The following is a 20,859-nucleotide window of genomic DNA, read 5'->3' as shown; positions in this document are numbered from 1 at the left end:
AGCGCAGAAAAGGTTAGTTAACGTTCCGTCTAGCCAGCACATTTTCACTAGAAAACATAAGCCTTCAATTTTTGCTCTGTGCCTCCAAAAGCCAATCAAAGGCATCTAACGATGCTTTTTTCTTATTCTGTAAACAACGATGCCAATTGCAGCTACCAATATTATACTGGCGACAAGTACAACCGTCTGCGCATACGCAAAATCGTACGGAGGTGGCTCGTTTCCTGTGTGCACGTCAAGCATAATCTCTTCTCGGTATGGTATGGTTGCATTTCGCAACGGATTATATGTAACTCCCCAATTGTCTCTAGCTACCAGTATTATGCGCCATGTTCCATTCCGGGTAAATGTATGAGTCACGCTTGTGCCCTCATATTCATAAGCTGGAACAGTTCCGTTAGGTTCGTAGATTGACCATCTGAAGTTTGAAATTTGGCCGTTTGGATCTTGATGAAAGCTTTTTTCGGCGTTAAGGATTACCGTCTCGTTTTCACGTATGTAGTTCGGTAAACTTACACTCAGTAGTGGAGCGGTGATAACGGCGAAATCCTTAGTGAGCGAATCAACAATTGTGGTGTCTTGAAATGAAATAGTGGCTTTAGCTGTAACTTTGTGTAACCCTCTCCTTACATCCTCAGCTTTCAGAGTGCAGGTATAGGTTTCCATTTCACCTGGGGATAAATTTTCACCCACCCATATTGCCTGAGGGATGGCATCGTTATAAACAACTAGGTTGTACGAGTTTGGAACCGTTCCATCATTTACGGCAAGAACGCGCACTATTGCATCTTCACCTAAGATCAACGGAGTGTGCAATTGTGTATCAATCAAGACACCAACATCAATGCTGGTGATACGAGTCATCTCTACGGGAGTAAACGCTCCATCTAGGGCGTGATGGGGGATTATGTCGGGTACTCTTGGTTCGACTGCCAAAACAACATCGAGCAAAAGTTCGACACTTTCTAAGCGCAGTAGGCATGGCTCTTCCCTCTTTACTTTGAAGGTTATAGTAAACACCGTGGCGCTTCTGTTATGACAATTGAATCCCTCAATGATGGGTACGGAGTTTTGTGTGATGGAATATGTGCCTTCAGTTGAGTTTACATCGTCTTGAACTTCAAATATGGGTCCGTAAAGAACACCGTCAGCGTAGTCTTCTACTGGTGTCTTGACAAGACGGCTGACATATTCCAGTATCTCAGGATCCCAGCTAAAGTTGATATTGAAGCCATACATGTGGCCTAGAGAATAATTATAAAGCGAACCTGGAAGTGGTAGGGGATCACCTGGTATCCACTCCTCATCGGTCCCATAGAAGCTATCTTTGAGATTGAAAACCTTAACGCTTACATTGAAAATTGTTCCTACGGCAGCAAAAGCGTCCTGCGGATCCACGTAAACAACCGGCATTTCCATCGGTAATTCAGCAGCGGAAACTGGAATTTTGGGAGTAAGCGTTAATATAACAGTTACCAGCAGTATGAAGATAATTCTCTGCATTACTTTCTTCATTCCACCCCACAACTTTCTCGATTAGATGCCGAGAATAGCGCTTTTGCTTCATCAAAGTTCATCTTTGATTCTCTTCAAGAAGTGATATGAATTCTCAAACCTTTAAATGTGATTGAAACATTTGTATTTTTTGTGAATAAGATGTCATCTGCAAAAACCGAAAAGATGTATGAGGAGCTTATTGAGATTTACAAGAGGATGGGATATGCAAACCCTGAGCTGTCATTAAATTATGACATAGAAAAACTAGGCAATAAAGGAAAAAGTAGAGAAAAAGCGATTTTGACCCTTTACAAGAAGCAGATAAGACACTCCCGTCTTCGCAAAGAAATGGAAACATTTGCTGAACGACGCCTCAAGGATCTTGAAAAAGAATTGGAAGAGTTAAGAACATCTACACGTAACCGGGCAGAAGAGGTTGAAAGCATCAAAAAATATTTGGCTTATACGCATCGGTTAACAACCAGCCAGGTCATTGCACGAGTTTGCTTTTACATAATTGGAGCATCTCTAGTCATTTTATCCGTTTTTCAATATAACGCGCTCACATTATATTTTCGCGCGGCTAGCGGTTTCGAATGGATTTTTATCCTAGATTGTTTCGTAACGTTCAGCCTCGGTATAGCGACAATCGCTTTAGGCTGGGTCCTTGAGAGCATGGCACGTGTACGACCGGTTTTCTAGTAATGCAGCTGATGAGAACCAGAATTAATCTCACGCGGAGACTTTCATTAAAACTTCGAATCAAACACAAAGATAACTTACGATCAGTTCTTGCGCACAAGCAATTATTGCGAGTCCATACAGTTTTTCTAAACCGTTTCAACTTTTGTTATTTCAGGCACTTTTCGCTTTAGGAAGTTTTCAACTCCCCACTTTATTGTCATCGTTGACATTGGACAACCTGCGCATGCCCCCTTCAGCTTAACCTTAGCAACTCCATTATCCACATCGACAAGTTCAATGTCACCACCATCAGCCTGTAGATTCGGTCTTATCTCTTCGATTGCCTTTTCAACTTTTTCTTTGACCTTCTCGTTCATTGCAACTCACTCGAAAACATTAAGTGAGTGTGCTATAAAAACTTCTCTTCAATACTGCTTCTTACATGGAAGCTGAATTTCAAGTCATCTTCACTGGGAGACGATAATGTCAAACTATACCAAAACCATAAGAAGCTTGTCGCAAAAGCTGAAACCTGCATCAGAAGTGCAAAATGCAGATGCCGCAGTTGCTCTTTTGCTGGAGCCTGCAGATCAAGGTCTTAACATTCTCTTAGTGAAGAGGACAGAGAGCTCTTTGGATCCATGGTCAGGGCAGATGGCTTTCCCCGGTGGAAAACGTGACCCAAAAGATCGGGATATAATACAGACCGTTGTTAGGGAGACACTTGAAGAGACCAACATAAACATTGCTAATCGTTGTCGCTTTCTGGGAGTGTTGGAACATACGAGGTCAACTGTGAGGCCGAAGCTGCTAGTAGCTTCTTTTGTCATCCTTCTAGAACATGAGCCCACAATAATACTGAGCGAAGAATTAGAAGGGTATGTTTGGGCTCTTGTGGGAAAATTGCGAGAATGCAGGGGAACTGCTGATTTCCCTTTCGGAGAAGTCCCAGCTTATTTTGTGGAAGGAAATGTGGTTTGGGGGTTGACTTTCAGAATTTTGGAGAAGTTCACTCAAATCTCTGAGCATACTATTTAGTGTGCTTTGCGCCTGTTTTTCCGTTTTCTTATACGTAGTACGCGTTTGCGTTAGAGAAATGCCCAACCTTTTTTTGCAAAGAAGTACATTTGTGCGGACATTTGGGCTTTTTTGGCATCACGCTAATCCATTTAATGTCTTTCAGCTTTTTAGATAGATATAAGTCGATTGCGGGAATAATCGCTTTATCATTGAAATAGTTGTTTTTTCTGTGAAAGACTGGGGAAAGGAGAATATCTCTTTGCGTTGCAACAAATGTGTCGCCAGTTTGGATGTTGTTGTGCGGTTGTTGGCTGACCCAGATTGGGGCAAGAAAGCGAAGAAAGTAAAGACTTTGAGAGGAATGCGGCAGATTCTTTTTGACTTCTGTAAGGCTAATGGAAAAGTAATACGAATAGACAAAGACACCGTATACATGTACATCTAACTGGATGTACGCGATTATTGTATGGTATAATTACTATCTAGAGATTCAGATTCCCATTTCATAGACCTTTTCATGTCGAAACTAGAAAGTTCCTTTGTGGGATGTCCTATGCGTCGACAAACGGCTGGTAAACTTGTTGCGGCTATTGTCACGGGGGTCTTTTTGGCTTTAATTTTCTCGAGAGTATGCTTTGCTCAAAACTATGAGCGGAAATATTTTCTACTCAAAGGACAGTCCACTTATCAACTCACCCTTTCAACAACTCATTTGTTATACGAATATTATCAGCAAAAGAGCCATCAGTTAACTCAGGACAGTTTCGCGAGTTTTGTAACTCCTTATTCGCTGGCGCTTGTGGCTGCAGACATTAGAAGCATCTTTCCTGATGAGGAAGATTTTGTGAACGCGGTTCTCATGGTGGTTCATCAGATTCCATATCAAGTTGTTGAAGAAACCAAATATCCCGTTGAAACTATCGTCGAAAACAAAGGAGATTGTGATTTGCTTTCATATGTTGCAGCGTCGTTGATAAAATCTCAAGACTTGAACATTGTTCTACTCTATTATGAACATGAAAGCCACATGAACATCGGCGTAGACCTTCCTAGCCCTCCAGCGGACGTACGAACAACAATTTCATACATTGACTACAGAGGCGTCCGATACTACATGGCGGAATGTACTGGTGACGACTGGCAGAATGGTTGGAGAGTTGGAGAGTGCCCTTCAGAGCTAGAAGGAGCTCAAGTAGCAGTTGTCACGTTGGAGAATTATGAGCAGATTGCCCCAGGGCAAGTTTCATCAAGCTTCGGAACATTTAAGGCTTCCTCAATATCTTTGACGATTTCACCAAGCTTTGTAGTGGAAGGAAGCGCTGTGGTGATTACTGGGCAAGTTTCTGTCTCGATTTCGAATGGAACAGTCATGTTGTATGCCGTAGAAAATGGTAATTGGTTCTCTATTGGGGCTGTGGAGTTAGATGCAAATGGGCGATATATGTTTTCGTGGAACCCACTGCTATGGGGACAGTATCACGTTAAAGCAATGTGGTCTGGAAACGATGAATATGCGGGAGCGGACAGTGGAATTGTTTCTGTTTATGTTGTTCCTGAATTTTTGGTGTTTGCTGGTGGTGGAATTGTCATTGTAGCTATAATTGCTGTTGTGTTGTTTTTGATGCATAGAACTACTTATCCGCATGAGATGCAAACTCTTGAAGAAGCTTCTATATGAAATGTATAAAAGAATATCTCATTAGCCTAATATGTCAATTTTGGGAACATTGCCTCTAGAGGAATAAGCATCCTATATAGCAATATAAGAGATATAAGTTTGGAGACCTAAAAACTATGAGCCAAAAAAATGAAAAATACGCATTTCCAATCGAAAAGAAACTAGCTGCCATTGAATGGAATCTAGAGCTGCTAAAAGCATCAACTGAAATCACCCACACACCTCTACGAACTTTGAAAAGCATGGTTAAAGCTTCCGTGGTAATCCCAACCCAGAACCTGCTGCGCGAAATCATTAATTCCCCACTTCAAAGAAAAAAGCTTGCCAAAATTTAGTGTACGGCATCACAAAGCATTTGTATCCACACGCTAAGACACACTCTTCTTTTTAGATAGAGCTTCTAAGCTTTTCTTTTTGATATTGTAGATGATAGAGCGGTTTTTCTAGAGAAATGCTTTGAACATCAGAAAAACACCTATGTATGCGCCGAAGTACAACAAAACGGTAGGAATAGGTACTATATCTTGAGTGGTTGAGTGGTTTGGTGCCAAAGGAAAATAAAGGGGTAGCCAAAGGCAGAATAATTTTTCATGTTGATATGGATCAGTTCTACGCTGCAGTTGAAGAGCAAGAGCATCCAGAATTCAAAGGAATATCTGTTATTGTTGGGGCTGACCCAAAAGAGGGAAAGGGAAGAGGAGTGGTGAGCACCTGTAATTACGAGGCAAGGAAATACGGTGTAAAATCTGGAATACCCATCTCAAGAGCTTGGAAACTCTGCCCCGACGCCGTATATATAAAACCTAACTACAGGCTTTATACTCAAGCCTCATCCAGAATCATGGCTATTCTCCAGAAATATACAGATAAATTTGAACAATGGGGGCTCGACGAGGCTTTTCTCGATATTAGCCTAAAAATAGACAATTTTAGAGATGCAAGACGGTTGGCAGAGGAAATAAAGCGTGAGATCTATAAGAAAGAGAAGCTTGCCTGTTCGACAGGTGTTGGACCCAATAAACTCGTAGCGAAGATAGCAAGTAATTTCAGGAAGCCTAATGGGATAACAGTTGTTGAAGAGAGTGAAGTTGAAGGTTTTCTGGCTCCGCTACCTGTACGGAAACTGTTGTGGGTAGGCAAGAAAACAGCGCGCAGATTAAACGAAATCGGTATAAAAACAATAGGCGACCTAGCTGCTTTTGACGTGTCAGTTTTAACTGAAAAGTTCGGCATAATGGGCGCTCAATATCACCTCTCATCCCGCGGAGTTGATAACAGTGAGGTTGCTGAGAGAGGCGTAGTCAAGTCTGTGGGCAGAGAAACCACTTTTGAAGAAGATACATCTGACTTTGAGTTAGTCTTCGAAACATTAGATAAACTCAGCCAAGAAATCTATGAAGAACTCGTAGAACGCAAATTGCATTTCAAAACGGTAACTATCAAAATCCGCTTCGAGAACTTCGAAACTCACACCCATGGAAAGACACTGTCTTTTTTCACTAACAATCTTCAAGGCATCCAAAAAACTGCCAGAGAACTCATTCAGCCATATCTCACCAGAAATAGAAAGATAAGACTGATAGGAGTGAGAACGTCAAATTTCACTTCAAGCAGGGAACAGAAAACTCTTGTTTGACGATTTTGTCGCTACATTCCCCGCGACGCAAACAAGGCTATAAATATGATGTATCAAATTGTAATGGAACGAGTTGGTCTCATTGAAGCTTCTACTTGATGAAATGTATGCAGGATTGAAAGAATATTTTGAGATTTTGGGATGGGGCGTGTTGATTGCACAGGACGTAGGACTGCAAGGAGCAAGAGACAAGGAAGTCGTGGAATATGCAAAAGACAACAACTTATTGCTTGTAACTCAAGATCAAAAACCAGCAGACTTGGCCGACCTCATGAACGTCAAACATGTGTTGATCTCCAATGCCACTGTTGCTAAAATAGCAGACGCCAAAATAAGAGAGAAATACCCCAATATACAACAGAAATGATGTATAGCGTGAAAATAGCGCTTAAAAAAAGTGATGAGAAGAAGAAATGAATTCTAGAAAAAAAGCTCAAACGCATTTGAGGATACCCTGTAAAGGGTATGCGTGATCCCCATTATTTGGGGGTGCACACCATTCGCGCTGTGCGCTTATCTCTAGATTTTACATCAAAACAATATTAAACTTATGAAGTGAGAATTAATATTCAGAACGCACAGGGCCTGAAAACTTATGTATGTTTACGGAAATAGTCATATAGCCATTTACTGGTGCTCATGATGAGTTGGCCTACTAGAACAGACTTGGAAATGTTAGACAACACTCCTAAAGATAAACTTCTCAAGCTTTTCTTTTTGCATATCAAGAATCTTTGGCGGGTTGACGGTCTCTACTTTCTTGGAATAGAAAAAAAATTTGACACAGAGGCAGCTACCCAAATCGATGCGAACTGTTGGAAAATCATGGGCAAAATTGAAGCTAGGGAACTGAAGGAAACTCTAGACGTAAAGGAGAACAATGTTGCAGCTCTGATTCAAACCTTGAAAAACACGAGCTGGGCTCTATATCAAACAGAAAAGGAATCTGAAGTATCATTTAAGAGAGGGATTTTCCGAGTGACACGTTGCCGAACTCAAGAAACGCGAATAGGAAAGGGCTTAGATGAGTTTCCATGCAAAAAAGTGCGATTTGGCTATCTCCAAAGTTTTGCAAAGGAGTTCAACCCAAACATAGAAGTAGTGTGCAACACATGCCCTCCAGGTCCACATCCAGAAAACATGTGGTGCGAATGGGAATTTACTCTACGGAAATAGGAGTTTATTCCACCTATTTCCTCTTGCGGAACAGCATGACATCGTCTTTCTGGCAGGCAATTCCGAAGCCATCCTCTACCGGCTTCCTTCTTCTTGCATAGCCTCAGCAATAGCCGAATGGTATTAGTCGCTCTGAAAACCAATCAGCTATGCATTAGCCAACGTACTCTAAATGCTTCTATGTCTCAGCAGGTTCACCTATTGTATACTGGTTACAAAAAGCTCTCGTCAAGATGTCTGAATGAATATTCTTTGATTACACCTTCATCTGTGATCATGATAAAGCTTTGAATCTCCTCCATGTATTGTCCCCAATCACTTCGGAACAAGGCCAATTTCTGAGAATAATCTCTGTAGTCTTTATGTAGGGACATAATTACCCCAGTCATGCCCAGTCCTTCTCCTGTAGAGGCGAAAAATGCATTTGGAAACTTTGCTGCGTATTCCCTTACTTTTTCAATAGATTCTTCGGACACTATTTTCGGATCCATTTTAACGAAGGTGAGCGCGAATATTTCAAAGCCTAGTTTTCTCCAATCAGGAATAATTGTATAACCCCTGATGAAGCTTTCCCGCTCAAGTTTGTTGCGAGTTCTTGTAATGGTTGGCTGCGAAACTCCTAACTTTTTGGCTAAGCGCCTATCGCTTTCTTTAGAGTTTCTTAGTAATTCTATTAATAATTTCTTGTGAAGTTTCTTTCGCATAATTAAGAATACGCAACAATTGAATTTACATCTTTTGGTTAAAGAATCTGTGACTTTTTGGCCTTGGTTGGATATCTCCAACTTGTTGCGTGAATTTTTTGTTCTTCGTTAATTGCCTCGATAAAAAATGTGTTTAGCGATTACACGACGTAGTAGTCGACGACTTTCTTCATTCGTTTTGGTGCCATTTGCTTGCTTAGTTTTTTGAGGATGCGAATCATCTGTGGCTGAAAACGTGCAAGATCTGTAAGAGTCACCAGCCCCATAAGTCGTCCGCCTTCAACTACCGGAAGTTTTTTTATTTTCAGTTTAAACATCAGTTTGGCAGCCTCTTCTAAGTCCATGTCTGGTTCCACGACGATGAGAGGTTTTGACATCACCGTCTCCACTTTTGTCTTTCTAGGATTTTTTGTTTGGCTTACAACTCTAGTTAGTAAGTCTCGTTCTGTTAGTATGCCGACTGCTTTTCCGTTTTTGGTGACAATTAGGCAGCCGATTTCAAATCTGTTCATCACGTCTGCTGCTTCTTTTATCGTTGACTTTTCGTCTATCGTAATGACTTCTTTCACCATCGCGTCTTCAACCTTTAAGGACATAGATTCACAACCACATTAGTATTCTGAACTCGGCATATAAGCTAACACGGATTTACGGTTGGCTTCTTTTTAGGTTTTGTCTCTACATGGGAAGACAGACATGCGGCGGTACTCTTTCTCTTACACGCACTACTTGTTTTTTCTGTTTCTTGAAGAAAGCTTCGTAGGCTCATGTATTAATGCTCTCTCCTTCACGATGTTCCTGTTCTGCTTTGCTTACTGTGGTTACTCTTTCGAAGAGTTTCATGAGGACTGGATTTGCTTCGGTTTCACTTACGGTTTTGAGGTATACGGAAACGAGTCCTATCTTCCCAGTTTTGGCGGCGAGACGTTCTGCTAGCATACGTGCTGTTGTGGTGTTTCTATCCCCCAAAAGCACTGAAGATAAAAGCGGTTGAATTCGTAGTCCAGTAGTAGATGGCACGGATGCCGCTAAGGTGCCTAGCTGGTCTTCCGCTTCGCTAAGTAGAACCAAACTCGCATTTTTGGTCTCTACGTAGATAGCTAAAAAGTGCATGTTTTTCTCTGAAATTTCTTCTTTTACGATTGTTGCTCTGGGCATTCAAGTCACCACGTCATAATTAGCTTTGTATTGCCAGTATTTAGTGTTTAGTGACGGTTGTTTGAAGAAGGATTTTAGCCTATTCAAGCCTCTTTATTACGTGGTATCCAAACTTCGTTTTTACTACAGGTGAAATCTGTCCTTTTTGAAGGGCGAAAGCTGCTTTCTCGAATTCCTTCACCATCTTTCCTCTGCTGAACGTTCCAAGGCCTCCTCCACGCTTTCCCGACGGACAGAGCGAGACCTGCTTCGCGATGTTTGCAAACTTTTCCCCTTTCTTCAACCGTTCCAGAACCGCATTTGCCTCTTTCTGGGTTTTTACAAGGATATGAGCGCAATGAACTTTGTTTGGCATAAAGATTGATTACGTTAATCTGTTTATAATAGTTATTCACAGATTGACGCATAGAAACGAAGATTCTAGGGAAATCATGCTTTCTATTCATAAGAAACCTATTTAAGTCTTTTTGAGTAATACTATAATTCGGTAGTTTTGAATGAATCCTTACGAATTGAAAGCTACCAAGAAAGGAGAAAAACTAATTGAAAAGAACAGTTGAGCAAGTATCTCTTTCAGTGTCGATGCTCATTTTAGTGTTTCAATATCAGCAAATATGCCAAACGCTGTAGCTGCAGAATCAGCAACGAGAGGACCTAGAACTGAAGACCTCATCATTAACTTCTATCCAAACATAACTATGGCATATTTGGCGTTGAAGACGGGCGAAATCGACATAATTGGCTATGAGCTCACAACAGATCTGTTTGAGGATGCGATTAACGACATCAACATCGTGTTGGCTCCTGTTGCTAGCTCGGGCATGTACGAGTTTGACATCAACAACAACTGCACCATTCGCACTTATCCAGGTATACGTTCGCCTACAAATTACCAAGGCTTCAGGCAAGCTCTCGCATTCTTGGTTGACAAGGACTACATCGTTGAGGAGATTTGCGGAGGTTTCGCTGAAAGAATTGACCAGCCAATAGGAGCATCAAACAAGGGTTGGCGAAACGAGTCCTGTTGGTATCCAAACTATCCTTATGAGTATGATCCTCAAGCCGCAGCATACACGTTGGACGCAGCCAGCTTCGTGCAAGGCGCTACGGATAACCCGTACTACGATCCAGCGTTTCCAGGCTCAGCTCAGAAAATCCGAACATACCCTGCAGATCACCCGCAGAAGGCAGAACAAGACTTAGATGAATTGATCGCGGTGATTAGATTTGACGTTTCCAGACGGTTTGAGGCTGGCAATCTGCTTGTCGACAACATGAGAAAGCATGGTATACCTGTGACCGTACCGTACCCAGTTCTCACGGAAAGGGTGTTTCGTGACATGGATTACCACCTTTACACGGGTGGATGGAGCGGGACAAGGTTCCCGCCACTAACTTTGTACTCGCTGTATTGTTACGAGTTTTGGTATCCTTGGGGCCCCAATTACGTTACGGGTGTTGACTGCAGCGGCAACCCCAACTACCCCGAGCTTTGTCAGCTTCTACACAACGCTCGGTATGGCCAATCACACGATGAGATTATCGAAAACACCAAGAAAGCCTTGGGTTACTTCACAGAACAATGCATAACCATTCCTCTATGGAGCACCGTAAGCTACTGGGCTTACAGCAGGAACCTGCTTGGCGTCGTCAATATGGATTGGTATGGGCCTGAAAACTCCTACACCTTCTTGAACGCCTACAAAGTAGACGGATCCGCCATCAGATTTGGAACTCAAAGACCCCCCACAGCTATGAATATCATCTACTCAGACTGGTTCTATGATTATCAATGTTTGGATAGAATGAACCTTTACAGTAGTCTCGATATACCTCCTTATGACCTTTCTGTTGACCAAGCTGGTTTTGTTCGGGATTGGGACTTTGGCATTTGGGATGATGACGGCGTGAGCAAAACAAAGGTTACAAAGTGGTTAAGAAACGACACCTACTTTGTAGAGCCTGTGACAGGCAACCAGAAGGCAAACGTCAATACCAACCACTACTTCTTTAGTGCTTGGTATAATCTTCAGATTACGGATTGGTGGTATGACCAGTTCAGCGACGTTCACCACATCGACATCGTAAACGATTTCCAAGTTGACATCTACTTTAACACCTTGAACTACTGGAACGTTTACCAAGCCAATAGCCCCATATTACCGATAGATCTGTGGCTGCAACCCCCGCTGACCTACAATGCCACCGAAACATTTGTAGAAGGAACTAACTTAACAACACCAGGTGTGGTTAATCTAAATTACGCTGCTAAATTAGTCTGGATTAAATCTATAAGAGTTGATGGTGTTCCTCTAAGTATGTTCAGTGAGTATAATATTATTGGGGACGATATAGGGACATGCATAAAGGGCATGTTGGAGATTTTTACAGATTTGCCAGAAGGCGCGGTTGTCATTGTGGACTATTGGCATCTTGGAATCTCTAGAGGGTATACACCAGGCGATTTGCCTTGGCAAACGATCTTCGAGGGTGCCGGCATGTACTACGCAACCGACTTTACACTTGGAGTAGATGGCAACCTAACACTGAAGCGTAACCCCTACTACTGGATGGAAACACCGCCGTTGGGCGAGGTTGACTTCGTCTGGAAGTGGGAGAGTGGACCAAAACCGCGCGGTGGCAGCTATAAAATCGACATCTACGACATTGTAACTGCTGTTGGAGCCTATAGCTCTCAGGGAACCGGCGTGCCAGATAAGAACTGGTTCCCAGGCGCTGATGTAGCTCCGAACAGCGGCGTAATAGACATCTTCGACATAGTCACAATTGTCAGCAAATACGGACAAACATCGGCTCCATAAAATCCTAAATGACGCGCACCGCTCAGATTCTTCAGTACGCTATCTAGTTGACAGCATAAATGGAAAGAGAGAGAAAACGAGCTATATAGATGAGACTTGTTTAATGGTTGGTTCAATTGGCGACGTACAACATGGCCAAGAAAAGAGCAAACAAAATTTTGAAAGTGCTTCGAAAAGAGTTTGAGTTGCCAAATTGGCGAGAAAAAGAAAGAGCTCCTTTCGAAACACTCGTTTTCACTGTGATTTCGCAGAACACAAATGACAAAAACACGGCTAGAGCCTTCGAAAATCTTTCGAAGAAGTTTGAGTTAGCGCCCGAAGCTCTTTCGAAGGTTGACTTGGCAGAAATTGAAGAAGCTCTTAAAGTGGCTGGTTTGTATCGCAACAAGGCGAGGGTCATTAAGAAGATTTCCAACATCATTTTAGAAGATTTTGGCGGTTCCCTCAACTTCATATTTGAAACACCGTTCGAACAGGCTCGTGAAAAGCTGCTTGGGTTGCCAGGTGTAGGTCCGAAAACTGCCGATGTTGTGCTTCTTTTTGCTGCAAACAAACCAACATTGCCAGTTGATACACATGTGAATAGAGTTTCGAAAAGACTGGCACTAGTGGACGCAAAGGCTGGTTATAAAGATGTGAGGAAAAGGCTTCAAATGCTTTTTGATTCTCGAGACTATTACGCTGTTCACGTCTTTTTGATTCTGCATGGAAGAAAGTATTGCCGTGCAGCGAACCCGTTCTGTAAACGGTGTCCAATAAATCACTTGTGTCCGTAAGTTGGTTGAGGATTAGGTCCACAGAGTTACCTTTGTGCCGATTTCTCTGCATGCATCATCTAGTCTAACATTGCCGATGCGGATGGTCGTCACCGCTTGAGTTATTGGTGTGTAAACTTTCATAACGTTCCTTCTGTAATCGATGCCGCATACGACGCCAAGACCTAAAAATTTGTTTTTTTTATTGTGTAACCCCACAATCAAGCCCTTTTCATCGCCTTTCTGCATCACCTTTACTTTTTTCTTGAAGGCCTCCTCAGCCCTATACAAATTTTCAAAGTCGAGCATTTGATTTCGCTTTAAAACTATCCAAATTGCTTCAACGGTTTCTTCACAGAAAACAGGTCGAATTCCCAGAGTTTTTTCTATCCTTCTTAGGCGTTCATTGGTGAGAAATAGGCTTGGAGAAGCATGTATTCCCTCTATTTTAATCCAGTTAAGCGGGAATGCCTCCACTTTGGCGTTTCTGAGATATTTCTTGTAGCTCAACTCACGGAGGGTTTTTCGTCTTTCTCTATCACGTTTTCTGACGGCAGTGGAAGGTTCCACGGCTAAAACTGAGATTTTAAGCTTACCTAATATGGGGGCCAGCTTCTCTTCTTGTTCTATCCCAGCAACTACATCAGGCGCAACTGCTTCTGCTAGCATGACTTTGTATCGAATAGCCTCTTCGCCTTCAATCCACCCATCAGTGTTTATTAACAGAAAGTCCTTAATTCTTCCGAGAGCCCGATTTTTGAAATCAGCGATACAGTGGACAACGTGTTCCTCTGCGCCACTCGGGCTTGTAAGGCCGATAAACTGTAGATCGTTCGCCTTGGCATAAAATAGGTCTTTTATAGGTTTGTTTATGTAAGCTAGGCCTATTGTAGTGGGTGGTCCTATATCTGATTGACCCAAGTCCGCGTCAACGATGGCTACTGTCAACTTTGCTTCGAGGGCTCTGTTAGCTAAGAACGTGCAAAGACTTGTCTTTCCAGAGTCCGCTTCGCCCATGATCATAACAACTGTTGGCTTTTCCAAAGTAAGGATTTCTTCTGCCGCCTTCTGCCACGACGCAGGAATAGTGTCGCCATCAACTTCTTCAACTATTGAATCTTCTGCGCGTGTTATATCAAAAGAGGCTTCTTTCTTAACGTAGAAGGGGGTGCATTTTCCATCTCTAATCACAACTGTTTCTCCAACGCCTAATGGTGCGCCAAGGATTTCTGTTTCGCCTGAAATAAGGTGTACTGAAGCCGGACCGTTGACGAGTAGTGTTTTGTCTGTTTTAATTTCTTTAATCATCGTTTTTCCTTCTTGGCAATATTTTCCCTTGTCTTTGGGCAATTTTTATGGCGGAGCTGACATCTCTTTTTCCTCTTCTATGCGCAGTTTCGCCAAGACACTGGCTTGTTCCTTCTTCTCCTACACTTTCAATGACTATATTCCGCGGAATAGCATCGTCTAGATTGCGCCAGAGTTCTTCCGTATAAGAAGGTGCGCCATTCCCGATTCTAATAGTTATATGATTAGCTGGGGTGCGGCTCAAAACATTCTTTATCGTGTCTACTGTTTCGCTTGCGCTTGTGCAATCTTCGGTTTCAAGTATGTTACCGTCTCCGAGAACCGCGACGCCAAAATTCTGGCCCGGGTCAACTCCCACCACGAGTCTTTCGTATATTTTCTTTCCCTTAACTATCCTGATTGCTTCGTCCACAATCTCTGCTAATTTTTTGCTTTCCTCGTATTCTAGCACGTTTTGATGTGTAATTTTGGAGCGTTCTTTCTTCGTCGTTATTACTGCTTTTACGTCCAAGGGTATGTCATCGTTTGGCTTCAAACTTAGGAACGATACGTTCTTCTTCTTAAGTTCGCTAACTATCAAGTAATAGGCTTTCCCAGAGACTGTTGCTACGGCGATTTTTGCTTTCATGGTTTGTCCTTTCGTTTTTGACATAGTCAACGTAGACAAAGTTATTAATTTTTGCAGTTATTAATTCGTTTTGGCGTGTGAGCTCCTTTGAAGAGAATAATTCCCACGGGTTGCGGCTTACTAGACGAGCGGTTGGGAGGCGGATTGTTAGAGGGAAGCATGGTACTCGTTTTTGGAGAAGCTGAAACTGGAAAAACAACTTTGGCTATCCAATGCGCCGTGAACTGTGCAAAAATGAGCTATAAGACGATTTTCATAGATTGCGACAGCACTTTTTTTCCTAGGCGTATGGCGCAGATTGCTATCGACGACTTTGAAGCCCTTGCACATCAAATTATTTTGATGAAACCTGAAGATTTTGAACAGCAAACTATTGTCATCGACAGGTTAAATGATTATATAAGCAAGAAAGTAGGGCTTATCGTCGTTGACACGATCACAAATCTCTACAGTGAAAGACTAGGAGATGACATGAAGAAAACATTTGCTCTAAACCGTGAATTGAACCGCCAAATGGCATGTCTAGCTCAAATTACCAAAACCCACAAAGTGGCAAGCCTAATTGTCAGCCAAGTGCGAAGCATGATCCTTGAAGAACACGGAAAAGTGCAGCCTATCGCTACAAGGGTTCTGAAGTTTTGGACAGACAAGACCATAAGCCTAAAGCCAACAGCCCAAACCAATGTAATCAAAGCCAACGTAGAAACACATATAGATAAAAAAACAGCCAAACCAATATTCTTGAAGATTGAAGAAAAAGGCCTTCACGATTATAGGGGATAAACTTTCGAAAAGGAGGTTTAACGGAAGCAGTGATACTAGAATTAGTTGCAGAATCTCTCATATTCATATTCCCCGCTTACGTTGCCAACGCCGTTCCAGTAATCTTTGGTGGGGGACATCCCTTAGACTTTGGCAGAAATTTCAAAGACGGTCGACCAATTTTTGGTCCTCACAAAACTCTCAAAGGTTTCCTCGCGGGGCTAATTATTGGAACATTAGTGAGCATCGGAGAAAATCTTGTTTTCAACAACTATAATCTGCTATTGGGTTTTATGCTCTCCTTAGGTGCTCTAGTGGGAGATTTGGGTGGTGCCTTTGTCAAACGACGGTTAGACCTTCCTCCAGGCGCTTCTCTCCTTATAATTGATCAAATTGGCTTTGTTTTATGTGCGTTACTTTTTTCTCTTCCAGTTGCTCCGCCAACACATACAATGGCATTGACCGTTCTGATTATTACAATACCTATACACCTCTTAACGAATCTCCTAGCGTACCTAACGCACATAAAAAAGAAGCCGTGGTGACTCTGCCCATTATTATAATGGCTTGATCGTGCTTGGGAAAAGAAAGAACTCCACAAGCATCCATCCAATTAGCAGAAGAAGCAAGCCGATCAATAGTGTGGTGTATGCTTCTCTTGGGTTGTAGGCGTATTTTGTGCTCTGATACATCAGTATTAATCCTGTGATACCGAGGGAGTATAAAATCATGGCGGCCATGCTTTCGCCCAAAAGCTGTTCGTTTAAGGCTTGAGGGTAATAGGGTATGATCCTTCCGCCACTGATAAACGCGACTACTGGCTGTTCTAAAATATCATAGATTCCCCCTCCAAGCAGAAAGATGGAAGCGGCTATGGCTAAGGTTGCTAAGAGGAGGGTTGAGGGCTTAAGCGTCACTAACTTCCAGTAAGTTTTCTGGAGATGATAGGAAAGCGATGAGACGCCTTTTCTTGCTTTGCGAGACAACTCATTCTTTGCTCCTTAGAGTTAAGCATACCTTTCTTCCCTATATGCATTCGCATAATCTACTTAAATATTCCTTCTCCACCCAAATGCATTCTTGCTCCGTTGAAAGTCAATTTGAAACAAACAGCACAGGTTCCAGTCTGTGAATCACGTACACATCTTTGCAAGAATTCACATCTCAAACACTTCAACTAGAAGACTGCAAAAGTCTGCCAAGGGTCAACGTTGAATCCTACAAACCAACCATAGAGAAAGCTTGTTAAACGTATTTCACTAATAGAAGGAGAAGAGAGAAGCTTCGTGAAAGCCCACAAACTAAGTGATCGTACACCTGCTGACACAAGGGGTGAATGGAGAAAGTAGGTGACCGAAAAATGGTCAGCACAAAAGAAATAATGGACATTGCTCTAAAACTTGTAGGCTTCGAATCGGTGCCAGCAGACAGCGCTATATATGTTGAAGGAAAAGACATCAAAAACGTTCTTTTTGGAATAGACGCAGACGTTCCAGAGCTTCTACTTGCAAAACAACTAGGCTACGATGCTGTAATCTCTCATCATCCCAAAGGTGGATCAGCTGTCACAGATTTTCATCAAGTTTTCAAAAGGCACATTCAACAGATGATCGATGCTGGCATCCCAAAACTTGAGGCGGAAGAAGCGGTTTGCAGGAAGACTATGGCTCTAGAAGTAGAGATGCATACCAGAAACTGCAATCATGCAGTGGATGTGGCTCGACTTCTGAAGATGCCTTACATGAACATCCATACGCCTTTGGATGAGATAGGAAGACGAATTATGACTCGGAATATTCAGCATGAAACTTGGAAAAATTCCACAGTTGAAGATGTTGTTTCAGCCCTTGGGAAACTGCCAGAATTCAAAAATGCAATTACAGACATCAAGATACGTCTAGGAAAAGCAGCGAATCCAGCTGGAAAAATTGTGGTGTCCCATGGGGCTGGAACAAATGGGGGCCATGAAATCGCAAAAACATACTTCAAGCATAGAATAAACACCTTAATCTACATTCACATAAGCCCTGCAGACCTTGAAAAATTGAAGGCTGATGGTGTAGGCAACTTGGTAATCACCGGGCACATCTCCAGTGATTCTGTGGGGATAAATCCATTCATTGAGGAATTGGAAAACAAAGACGTTTCTGTGACTAGATTGGGGATAGTTCCCCCTTGAATGATATGTATTATATGACGAACTTATCTAGGCGAAATCAATGAAGCTAGTTCGCTTCTCAAGTTCAAAAATAAAGTCATATGGAATTTTAGACAAAGACCAAGTAATCTGCTTGCCCATCTTAGCAAAAATGCTGGAACAAGCCTTTCCAGCGAGTCTTGAAAATTTAATCTCACAAGGTATGGAAGAACCCAGCATAGAACATCTGGTTCGAAACGCACCAAGAACAAGCCTTGAAAAGGCAATGCTCCCTCTTGGCAAAGTGAAACTACAGGCGCCAATAGCGATACCTCCGAAAATTATCTGCCTAGGTTTAAACTATAAAGATCATGCTGCAGAACAGGGTAAAAACCCGCCTGACGAACCAGTGATTTTTATGAAACCTCATACAACCATAATAGGCCCCAACGAAAATATTGTCAAGCCCAAATTCGTGAAACAACTTGACTACGAAGCAGAGTTAGCCATCGTGGTGGGCAAAGAGGCTAAAAACTTCTCAGTCAACGACGCCAAATTATGCATTTTTGGATACACAATCCTCAACGATGTTTCCGCGCGGGACATCCAGTTCAAGGATAAACAATGGACCAGAGGAAAAAGTTTCGACACTTTTGCACCTACCGGGCCATGCATCACAACTACCAGTCAGATAAAGAACCCAGCCAATTTACGAGTTTGCACGTGGGTCAACAAGGAACCACGGCAAAATTCCAATACCCAGAATATGGTGTTTGATGTATTCGAAATCGTGCATCACCTTAGCCGTGTTATGACGTTAAAACCCTGCGATATTATCGCAACAGGGACTCCTGCAGGTGTAGGGTTCGCTATGAAGCCTAGACCAAAATTTCTACGTGATGGTGACAATATAGAGATAGAAATAGAAGGTATAGGAATCCTAAGGAATAAGGTGGTTGAAGAGAACCCATCGCCTTTAGGGGATATTTACGGATAAGTTTAAGGCGGTCTACAAGACATTAGTCAATTAATTCTCAGTTGAGGGGAACTCCAGTGGTATTCAAGCTCACACAAGAAGAAGGCGAGTTCCTAGTTAAGCTTGCCCGAAAAACTGTACAGGAATATCTAAAAACAGGCGAAGTTATCAATGTGCCCAAAGACACACCTGCCAAGCTGATGCAACGCAGCGGGGTTTTCGTTACTATAAACAGTCTCAAAAATGGCAAAAAGAAATTAAGAGGATGCATAGGTTACCCTTATCCCACCACTATGTTGGCGCAAGCTGTAATAGAATGCGCTATCAGTTCTGCAACTCGAGACCCACGTTTTTCCTCCCTTTCTTCTGAGGAACTCGGCCAAGTCATTTTTGAAGTTAGTGTCCTCACACCGCCAGAACAAGTGGAAGTTGAAGATCCAAGGCATCTTCCATCAAGGATTAAGATAGGTGAGGACGGCCTCATCGTAGAAAGGGGATTCTACAAAGGTCTTTTATTACCCCAAGTACCTGTTGAATACAACTGGGACCGAGAAGAATTCCTCTGTCAATGCTGTATAAAAGCTGGTCTACCCCCAGACAATTGGCTAATAAAGACGACGAAAATCCATAAATTTCAAGCAATAGTTTTTGAGGAAGACAGCTCTAGAGGCAAAATAAAACGGAGAGAACTTGGCGGGAGATAAATTCATGCGAGTCCAGTTTGCTCCTTGCGGTGTCGGTCTCGGACATGCAGGTCGTTGCATCCCAATAGCAAGAGGACTGCAAAATAGAAACGGAAACACAGAAATTTTTTTCTCGACGTACCGCGATGCTGTGGATTTTGTCCGTAAAGAAGGGTTTTCTACAGTTGAGGTTCCATCTATGGATTTTAAGGTTAAGCCTGACGGAACGGTGGATTTTAGAAGAACAGCTCTGAATCCAGGACCATTCGTTGCTCCTTTCAACTTTTTGGGACAAGTAGGGAAAGAAATTGAAGTTATGGAAACTTTTGAACCGGACGTGGTTGTGTCGGATTCAAGAGCTTCACCTATCGTTGCGGCGCGAATTCTAGGCATTCCAAGTATTTGTATACTTAACCAGTTTCAAGTAATCATTCCACGAAAAACCCACTATTTGCGACTAGCTAAATTTGCAGATGCTATTACCCTTGCAATTATCGGAAAGATTTGGACGACAGGAGTTAAGGTGTTGATTCCGGATTTTCCGTTGCCCTACACCATTTCTACAGATAATCTACGCATCCCAAAAGCTTATAGAAAGAAAATAAAATTCATTGGTCCAATTCTACCTGTTCGTCCAGATGCATTGCCGACTAGGGAAGAACTGCGTAAAAAACTTGGCTTGGACGACGAAAAACCCGTCATTTTTGCGCCCATCAGCGGTCCTTTGAAAGAACGAGCCTATCTCATAAAAATTCTCCAAAGAATTTTCACGAATTTTCCAGATGACTATCAAATCGTTATGTCCCTTGGATACCCAAAATCCCATGCAACTCCGGTTCGATACGGCAACTTTACAGTTTTTAAATGGGTTCCAAACCGTTTTGAATACATGAAAGCATGCGACCTTGTAATCTCCCGAGCAGGCCACGGAACAATATTGCAGACGATGTGCTATGGCAAACCTACAATCCTAATCCCTACACCAAGCCACACTGAACAATTTAACAACGCTAAGAAGGCTGTAAAGCTTGGCATTGCTTTAGTGATTGAACAAGACAATCTCAACAGAGAAACTCTTCTGTCAGCAATAAAAGAAATTGTGAAGGACAAGTATTTCATGGAAAGAACTATGAAAATTCAGAAAGAGGTTTCGGAGGTAGATGGGTTAGAAAAAGCTATAGAAACAACTATAGAGATAGCTGAAAGAGGTAAGGCTCGTGTTTCTGCCTAAACGG

25 protein-coding genes are annotated in these 20,859 nt (G+C 42.4%); 16 read left to right on the top strand and 9 right to left on the bottom strand.

Features of this window, described 5'->3' with window-relative positions; all coding sequences use genetic code 11:
• Positions 1–105: 105 nt before the first annotated feature.
• A complete protein-coding gene (locus KAU88_00465) occupies positions 106–1,515 on the bottom strand; it encodes a hypothetical protein (protein MCK4476991.1) in 1,410 nt (469 codons plus the stop codon).
• Between the two features lie 141 nt (positions 1,516–1,656).
• Here KAU88_00465 and KAU88_00460 point away from each other — a divergent pair, with 141 nt between their 5' ends.
• The gene (locus tag KAU88_00460) at positions 1,657–2,199 is read left to right on the top strand and encodes a hypothetical protein (protein MCK4476990.1); all 543 of its coding nucleotides are present in this window, start codon (positions 1,657–1,659) and stop codon (positions 2,197–2,199) included.
• A 128-nt stretch (positions 2,200–2,327) separates the two neighbouring features.
• Here KAU88_00460 and KAU88_00455 read toward each other — a convergent pair whose 3' ends face one another.
• Complete coding sequence (locus KAU88_00455) at positions 2,328–2,558, bottom strand: NifU family protein (protein MCK4476989.1); 231 nt, start codon at positions 2,556–2,558, stop codon at positions 2,328–2,330.
• Positions 2,559–2,664: 106 nt separating this feature from the next.
• Here KAU88_00455 and KAU88_00450 point away from each other — a divergent pair, with 106 nt between their 5' ends.
• From KAU88_00450 to KAU88_00420, 7 genes are all read left to right on the top strand, one after another.
• Positions 2,665–3,219: a CoA pyrophosphatase gene (locus KAU88_00450; protein ID MCK4476988.1), complete on the top strand. Its 555-nt coding sequence runs from the start codon at positions 2,665–2,667 to the stop codon at positions 3,217–3,219.
• Between the two features lie 241 nt (positions 3,220–3,460).
• On the top strand, positions 3,461–3,646 hold the full coding sequence (locus KAU88_00445) for a hypothetical protein (GenBank protein MCK4476987.1): 186 nt from the start codon (positions 3,461–3,463) through the stop codon (positions 3,644–3,646).
• A gap of 108 nt (positions 3,647–3,754) precedes the next feature.
• A complete protein-coding gene (locus KAU88_00440; GenBank protein MCK4476986.1) occupies positions 3,755–4,879 on the top strand; it encodes an Ig-like domain repeat protein in 1,125 nt (374 codons plus the stop codon).
• A gap of 116 nt (positions 4,880–4,995) precedes the next feature.
• On the top strand, positions 4,996–5,214 hold the full coding sequence (locus KAU88_00435; protein MCK4476985.1) for a hypothetical protein: 219 nt from the start codon (positions 4,996–4,998) through the stop codon (positions 5,212–5,214).
• A gap of 263 nt (positions 5,215–5,477) precedes the next feature.
• Positions 5,478–6,515, top strand: coding sequence for a DNA polymerase IV (dinB, locus tag KAU88_00430; protein ID MCK4476984.1), 1,038 nt, complete (start codon positions 5,478–5,480; stop codon positions 6,513–6,515).
• A gap of 82 nt (positions 6,516–6,597) precedes the next feature.
• Positions 6,598–6,882, top strand: coding sequence for a DUF5615 family PIN-like protein (locus tag KAU88_00425; GenBank protein MCK4476983.1), 285 nt, complete (start codon positions 6,598–6,600; stop codon positions 6,880–6,882).
• A 275-nt stretch (positions 6,883–7,157) separates the two neighbouring features.
• Positions 7,158–7,691, top strand: a complete 534-nt coding sequence (locus tag KAU88_00420; GenBank protein ID MCK4476982.1) for a hypothetical protein — start codon at positions 7,158–7,160, stop codon at positions 7,689–7,691.
• Between the two features lie 212 nt (positions 7,692–7,903).
• Here the strand turns inward: KAU88_00420 and KAU88_00415 are convergent, their stop codons facing one another.
• The 4 genes from KAU88_00415 to KAU88_00400 form a co-directional block, all read right to left on the bottom strand.
• The gene (locus KAU88_00415; protein MCK4476981.1) at positions 7,904–8,395 is read right to left on the bottom strand and encodes a winged helix-turn-helix transcriptional regulator; all 492 of its coding nucleotides are present in this window, start codon (positions 8,393–8,395) and stop codon (positions 7,904–7,906) included.
• A 140-nt stretch (positions 8,396–8,535) separates the two neighbouring features.
• The gene (locus tag KAU88_00410) at positions 8,536–8,991 is read right to left on the bottom strand and encodes a CBS domain-containing protein (protein ID MCK4476980.1); all 456 of its coding nucleotides are present in this window, start codon (positions 8,989–8,991) and stop codon (positions 8,536–8,538) included.
• 169 nt (positions 8,992–9,160) lie between these two features.
• A complete protein-coding gene (locus KAU88_00405) occupies positions 9,161–9,553 on the bottom strand; it encodes a hypothetical protein (protein MCK4476979.1) in 393 nt (130 codons plus the stop codon).
• A 79-nt stretch (positions 9,554–9,632) separates the two neighbouring features.
• Positions 9,633–9,908, bottom strand: coding sequence for a peptidyl-prolyl cis-trans isomerase (locus tag KAU88_00400; protein MCK4476978.1), 276 nt, complete (start codon positions 9,906–9,908; stop codon positions 9,633–9,635).
• 259 nt (positions 9,909–10,167) lie between these two features.
• On the opposite strand from KAU88_00400, the gene KAU88_00395 reads away from it, so the two are divergent.
• Both KAU88_00395 and KAU88_00390 read left to right on the top strand, forming a co-directional pair.
• Complete coding sequence (locus KAU88_00395) at positions 10,168–12,375, top strand: hypothetical protein (protein MCK4476977.1); 2,208 nt, start codon at positions 10,168–10,170, stop codon at positions 12,373–12,375.
• Positions 12,376–12,506: 131 nt separating this feature from the next.
• A complete protein-coding gene (locus tag KAU88_00390; GenBank protein MCK4476976.1) occupies positions 12,507–13,151 on the top strand; it encodes an endonuclease III in 645 nt (214 codons plus the stop codon).
• A 12-nt stretch (positions 13,152–13,163) separates the two neighbouring features.
• On the opposite strand, the gene KAU88_00385 is transcribed toward KAU88_00390, so the two are convergent.
• Both KAU88_00385 and KAU88_00380 read right to left on the bottom strand, forming a co-directional pair.
• Complete coding sequence (locus KAU88_00385) at positions 13,164–14,438, bottom strand: hypothetical protein (protein ID MCK4476975.1); 1,275 nt, start codon at positions 14,436–14,438, stop codon at positions 13,164–13,166.
• Entirely contained in the window at positions 14,431–15,066 is a 636-nt protein-coding gene (locus KAU88_00380) for a hypothetical protein (GenBank protein MCK4476974.1), read from the bottom strand. The genes KAU88_00385 and KAU88_00380 overlap by 8 nt, the downstream gene beginning before the upstream one ends.
• A gap of 87 nt (positions 15,067–15,153) precedes the next feature.
• On the opposite strand from KAU88_00380, the gene KAU88_00375 reads away from it, so the two are divergent.
• Positions 15,154–15,849: an AAA family ATPase gene (locus KAU88_00375; GenBank protein ID MCK4476973.1), complete on the top strand. Its 696-nt coding sequence runs from the start codon at positions 15,154–15,156 to the stop codon at positions 15,847–15,849.
• A gap of 29 nt (positions 15,850–15,878) precedes the next feature.
• Positions 15,879–16,373, top strand: a complete 495-nt coding sequence (locus KAU88_00370; protein ID MCK4476972.1) for a CDP-2,3-bis-(O-geranylgeranyl)-sn-glycerol synthase — start codon at positions 15,879–15,881, stop codon at positions 16,371–16,373.
• Between the two features lie 12 nt (positions 16,374–16,385).
• On the opposite strand, the gene KAU88_00365 is transcribed toward KAU88_00370, so the two are convergent.
• Entirely contained in the window at positions 16,386–16,814 is a 429-nt protein-coding gene (locus tag KAU88_00365; GenBank protein ID MCK4476971.1) for a hypothetical protein, read from the bottom strand.
• Between the two features lie 374 nt (positions 16,815–17,188).
• On the opposite strand from KAU88_00365, the gene KAU88_00360 reads away from it, so the two are divergent.
• The 4 genes from KAU88_00360 to KAU88_00345 are packed head-to-tail and all read left to right on the top strand — an operon-like array spanning position 17,189 to position 20,855.
• Complete coding sequence (locus KAU88_00360) at positions 17,189–18,007, top strand: hypothetical protein (protein MCK4476970.1); 819 nt, start codon at positions 17,189–17,191, stop codon at positions 18,005–18,007.
• Positions 18,008–18,047: 40 nt separating this feature from the next.
• Entirely contained in the window at positions 18,048–18,962 is a 915-nt protein-coding gene (locus KAU88_00355) for a fumarylacetoacetate hydrolase family protein (GenBank protein ID MCK4476969.1), read from the top strand.
• Between the two features lie 56 nt (positions 18,963–19,018).
• Positions 19,019–19,645 (top strand): TIGR00296 family protein, encoded by a 627-nt coding sequence (locus KAU88_00350; GenBank protein MCK4476968.1) that lies wholly within the window; start codon positions 19,019–19,021, stop codon positions 19,643–19,645.
• A complete protein-coding gene (locus KAU88_00345) occupies positions 19,632–20,855 on the top strand; it encodes a hypothetical protein (protein ID MCK4476967.1) in 1,224 nt (407 codons plus the stop codon). Before KAU88_00350 ends, KAU88_00345 begins: the two co-directional genes overlap by 14 nt.
• Positions 20,856–20,859: the final 4 nt, after the last annotated feature.

It is taken from the genome of Candidatus Bathyarchaeota archaeon, assembly GCA_023131225.1.
In the GTDB taxonomy this organism is placed as follows: Archaea; Thermoproteota; Bathyarchaeia; order Bathyarchaeales; family SOJC01; genus JAGLZW01.
This window is presented reverse-complemented; position numbering and strand designations above follow the sequence as displayed.

What these genes read in the sequence shown, in the direction of transcription:
- KAU88_00465 (MCK4476991.1), bottom strand. Translation starts at nt 1,515, where the DNA reads ATGAAGAAAGTAATGCAGAGAATTATCTTCATACTGCTGGTAACTGTT.
- KAU88_00460 (MCK4476990.1), top strand. Translation starts at nt 1,657, where the DNA reads ATGTCATCTGCAAAAACCGAAAAGATGTATGAGGAGCTTATTGAGATT.
- KAU88_00455 (MCK4476989.1), bottom strand. Translation starts at nt 2,558, where the DNA reads ATGAACGAGAAGGTCAAAGAAAAAGTTGAAAAGGCAATCGAAGAGATA.
- KAU88_00450 (MCK4476988.1), top strand. Translation starts at nt 2,665, where the DNA reads ATGTCAAACTATACCAAAACCATAAGAAGCTTGTCGCAAAAGCTGAAA.
- KAU88_00440 (MCK4476986.1), top strand. Translation starts at nt 3,755, where the DNA reads ATGCGTCGACAAACGGCTGGTAAACTTGTTGCGGCTATTGTCACGGGG.
- KAU88_00435 (MCK4476985.1), top strand. Translation starts at nt 4,996, where the DNA reads ATGAGCCAAAAAAATGAAAAATACGCATTTCCAATCGAAAAGAAACTA.
- dinB (MCK4476984.1), top strand. Translation starts at nt 5,478, where the DNA reads ATGGATCAGTTCTACGCTGCAGTTGAAGAGCAAGAGCATCCAGAATTC.
- KAU88_00420 (MCK4476982.1), top strand. Translation starts at nt 7,158, where the DNA reads ATGAGTTGGCCTACTAGAACAGACTTGGAAATGTTAGACAACACTCCT.
- KAU88_00415 (MCK4476981.1), bottom strand. Translation starts at nt 8,395, where the DNA reads ATGCGAAAGAAACTTCACAAGAAATTATTAATAGAATTACTAAGAAAC.
- KAU88_00410 (MCK4476980.1), bottom strand. Translation starts at nt 8,991, where the DNA reads ATGTCCTTAAAGGTTGAAGACGCGATGGTGAAAGAAGTCATTACGATA.
- KAU88_00405 (MCK4476979.1), bottom strand. Translation starts at nt 9,553, where the DNA reads ATGCCCAGAGCAACAATCGTAAAAGAAGAAATTTCAGAGAAAAACATG.
- KAU88_00400 (MCK4476978.1), bottom strand. Translation starts at nt 9,908, where the DNA reads ATGCCAAACAAAGTTCATTGCGCTCATATCCTTGTAAAAACCCAGAAA.
- KAU88_00395 (MCK4476977.1), top strand. Translation starts at nt 10,168, where the DNA reads ATGCCAAACGCTGTAGCTGCAGAATCAGCAACGAGAGGACCTAGAACT.
- KAU88_00390 (MCK4476976.1), top strand. Translation starts at nt 12,507, where the DNA reads ATGGCCAAGAAAAGAGCAAACAAAATTTTGAAAGTGCTTCGAAAAGAG.
- KAU88_00385 (MCK4476975.1), bottom strand. Translation starts at nt 14,438, where the DNA reads ATGATTAAAGAAATTAAAACAGACAAAACACTACTCGTCAACGGTCCG.
- KAU88_00380 (MCK4476974.1), bottom strand. Translation starts at nt 15,066, where the DNA reads ATGAAAGCAAAAATCGCCGTAGCAACAGTCTCTGGGAAAGCCTATTAC.
- KAU88_00360 (MCK4476970.1), top strand. Translation starts at nt 17,189, where the DNA reads ATGGTCAGCACAAAAGAAATAATGGACATTGCTCTAAAACTTGTAGGC.
- KAU88_00355 (MCK4476969.1), top strand. Translation starts at nt 18,048, where the DNA reads ATGAAGCTAGTTCGCTTCTCAAGTTCAAAAATAAAGTCATATGGAATT.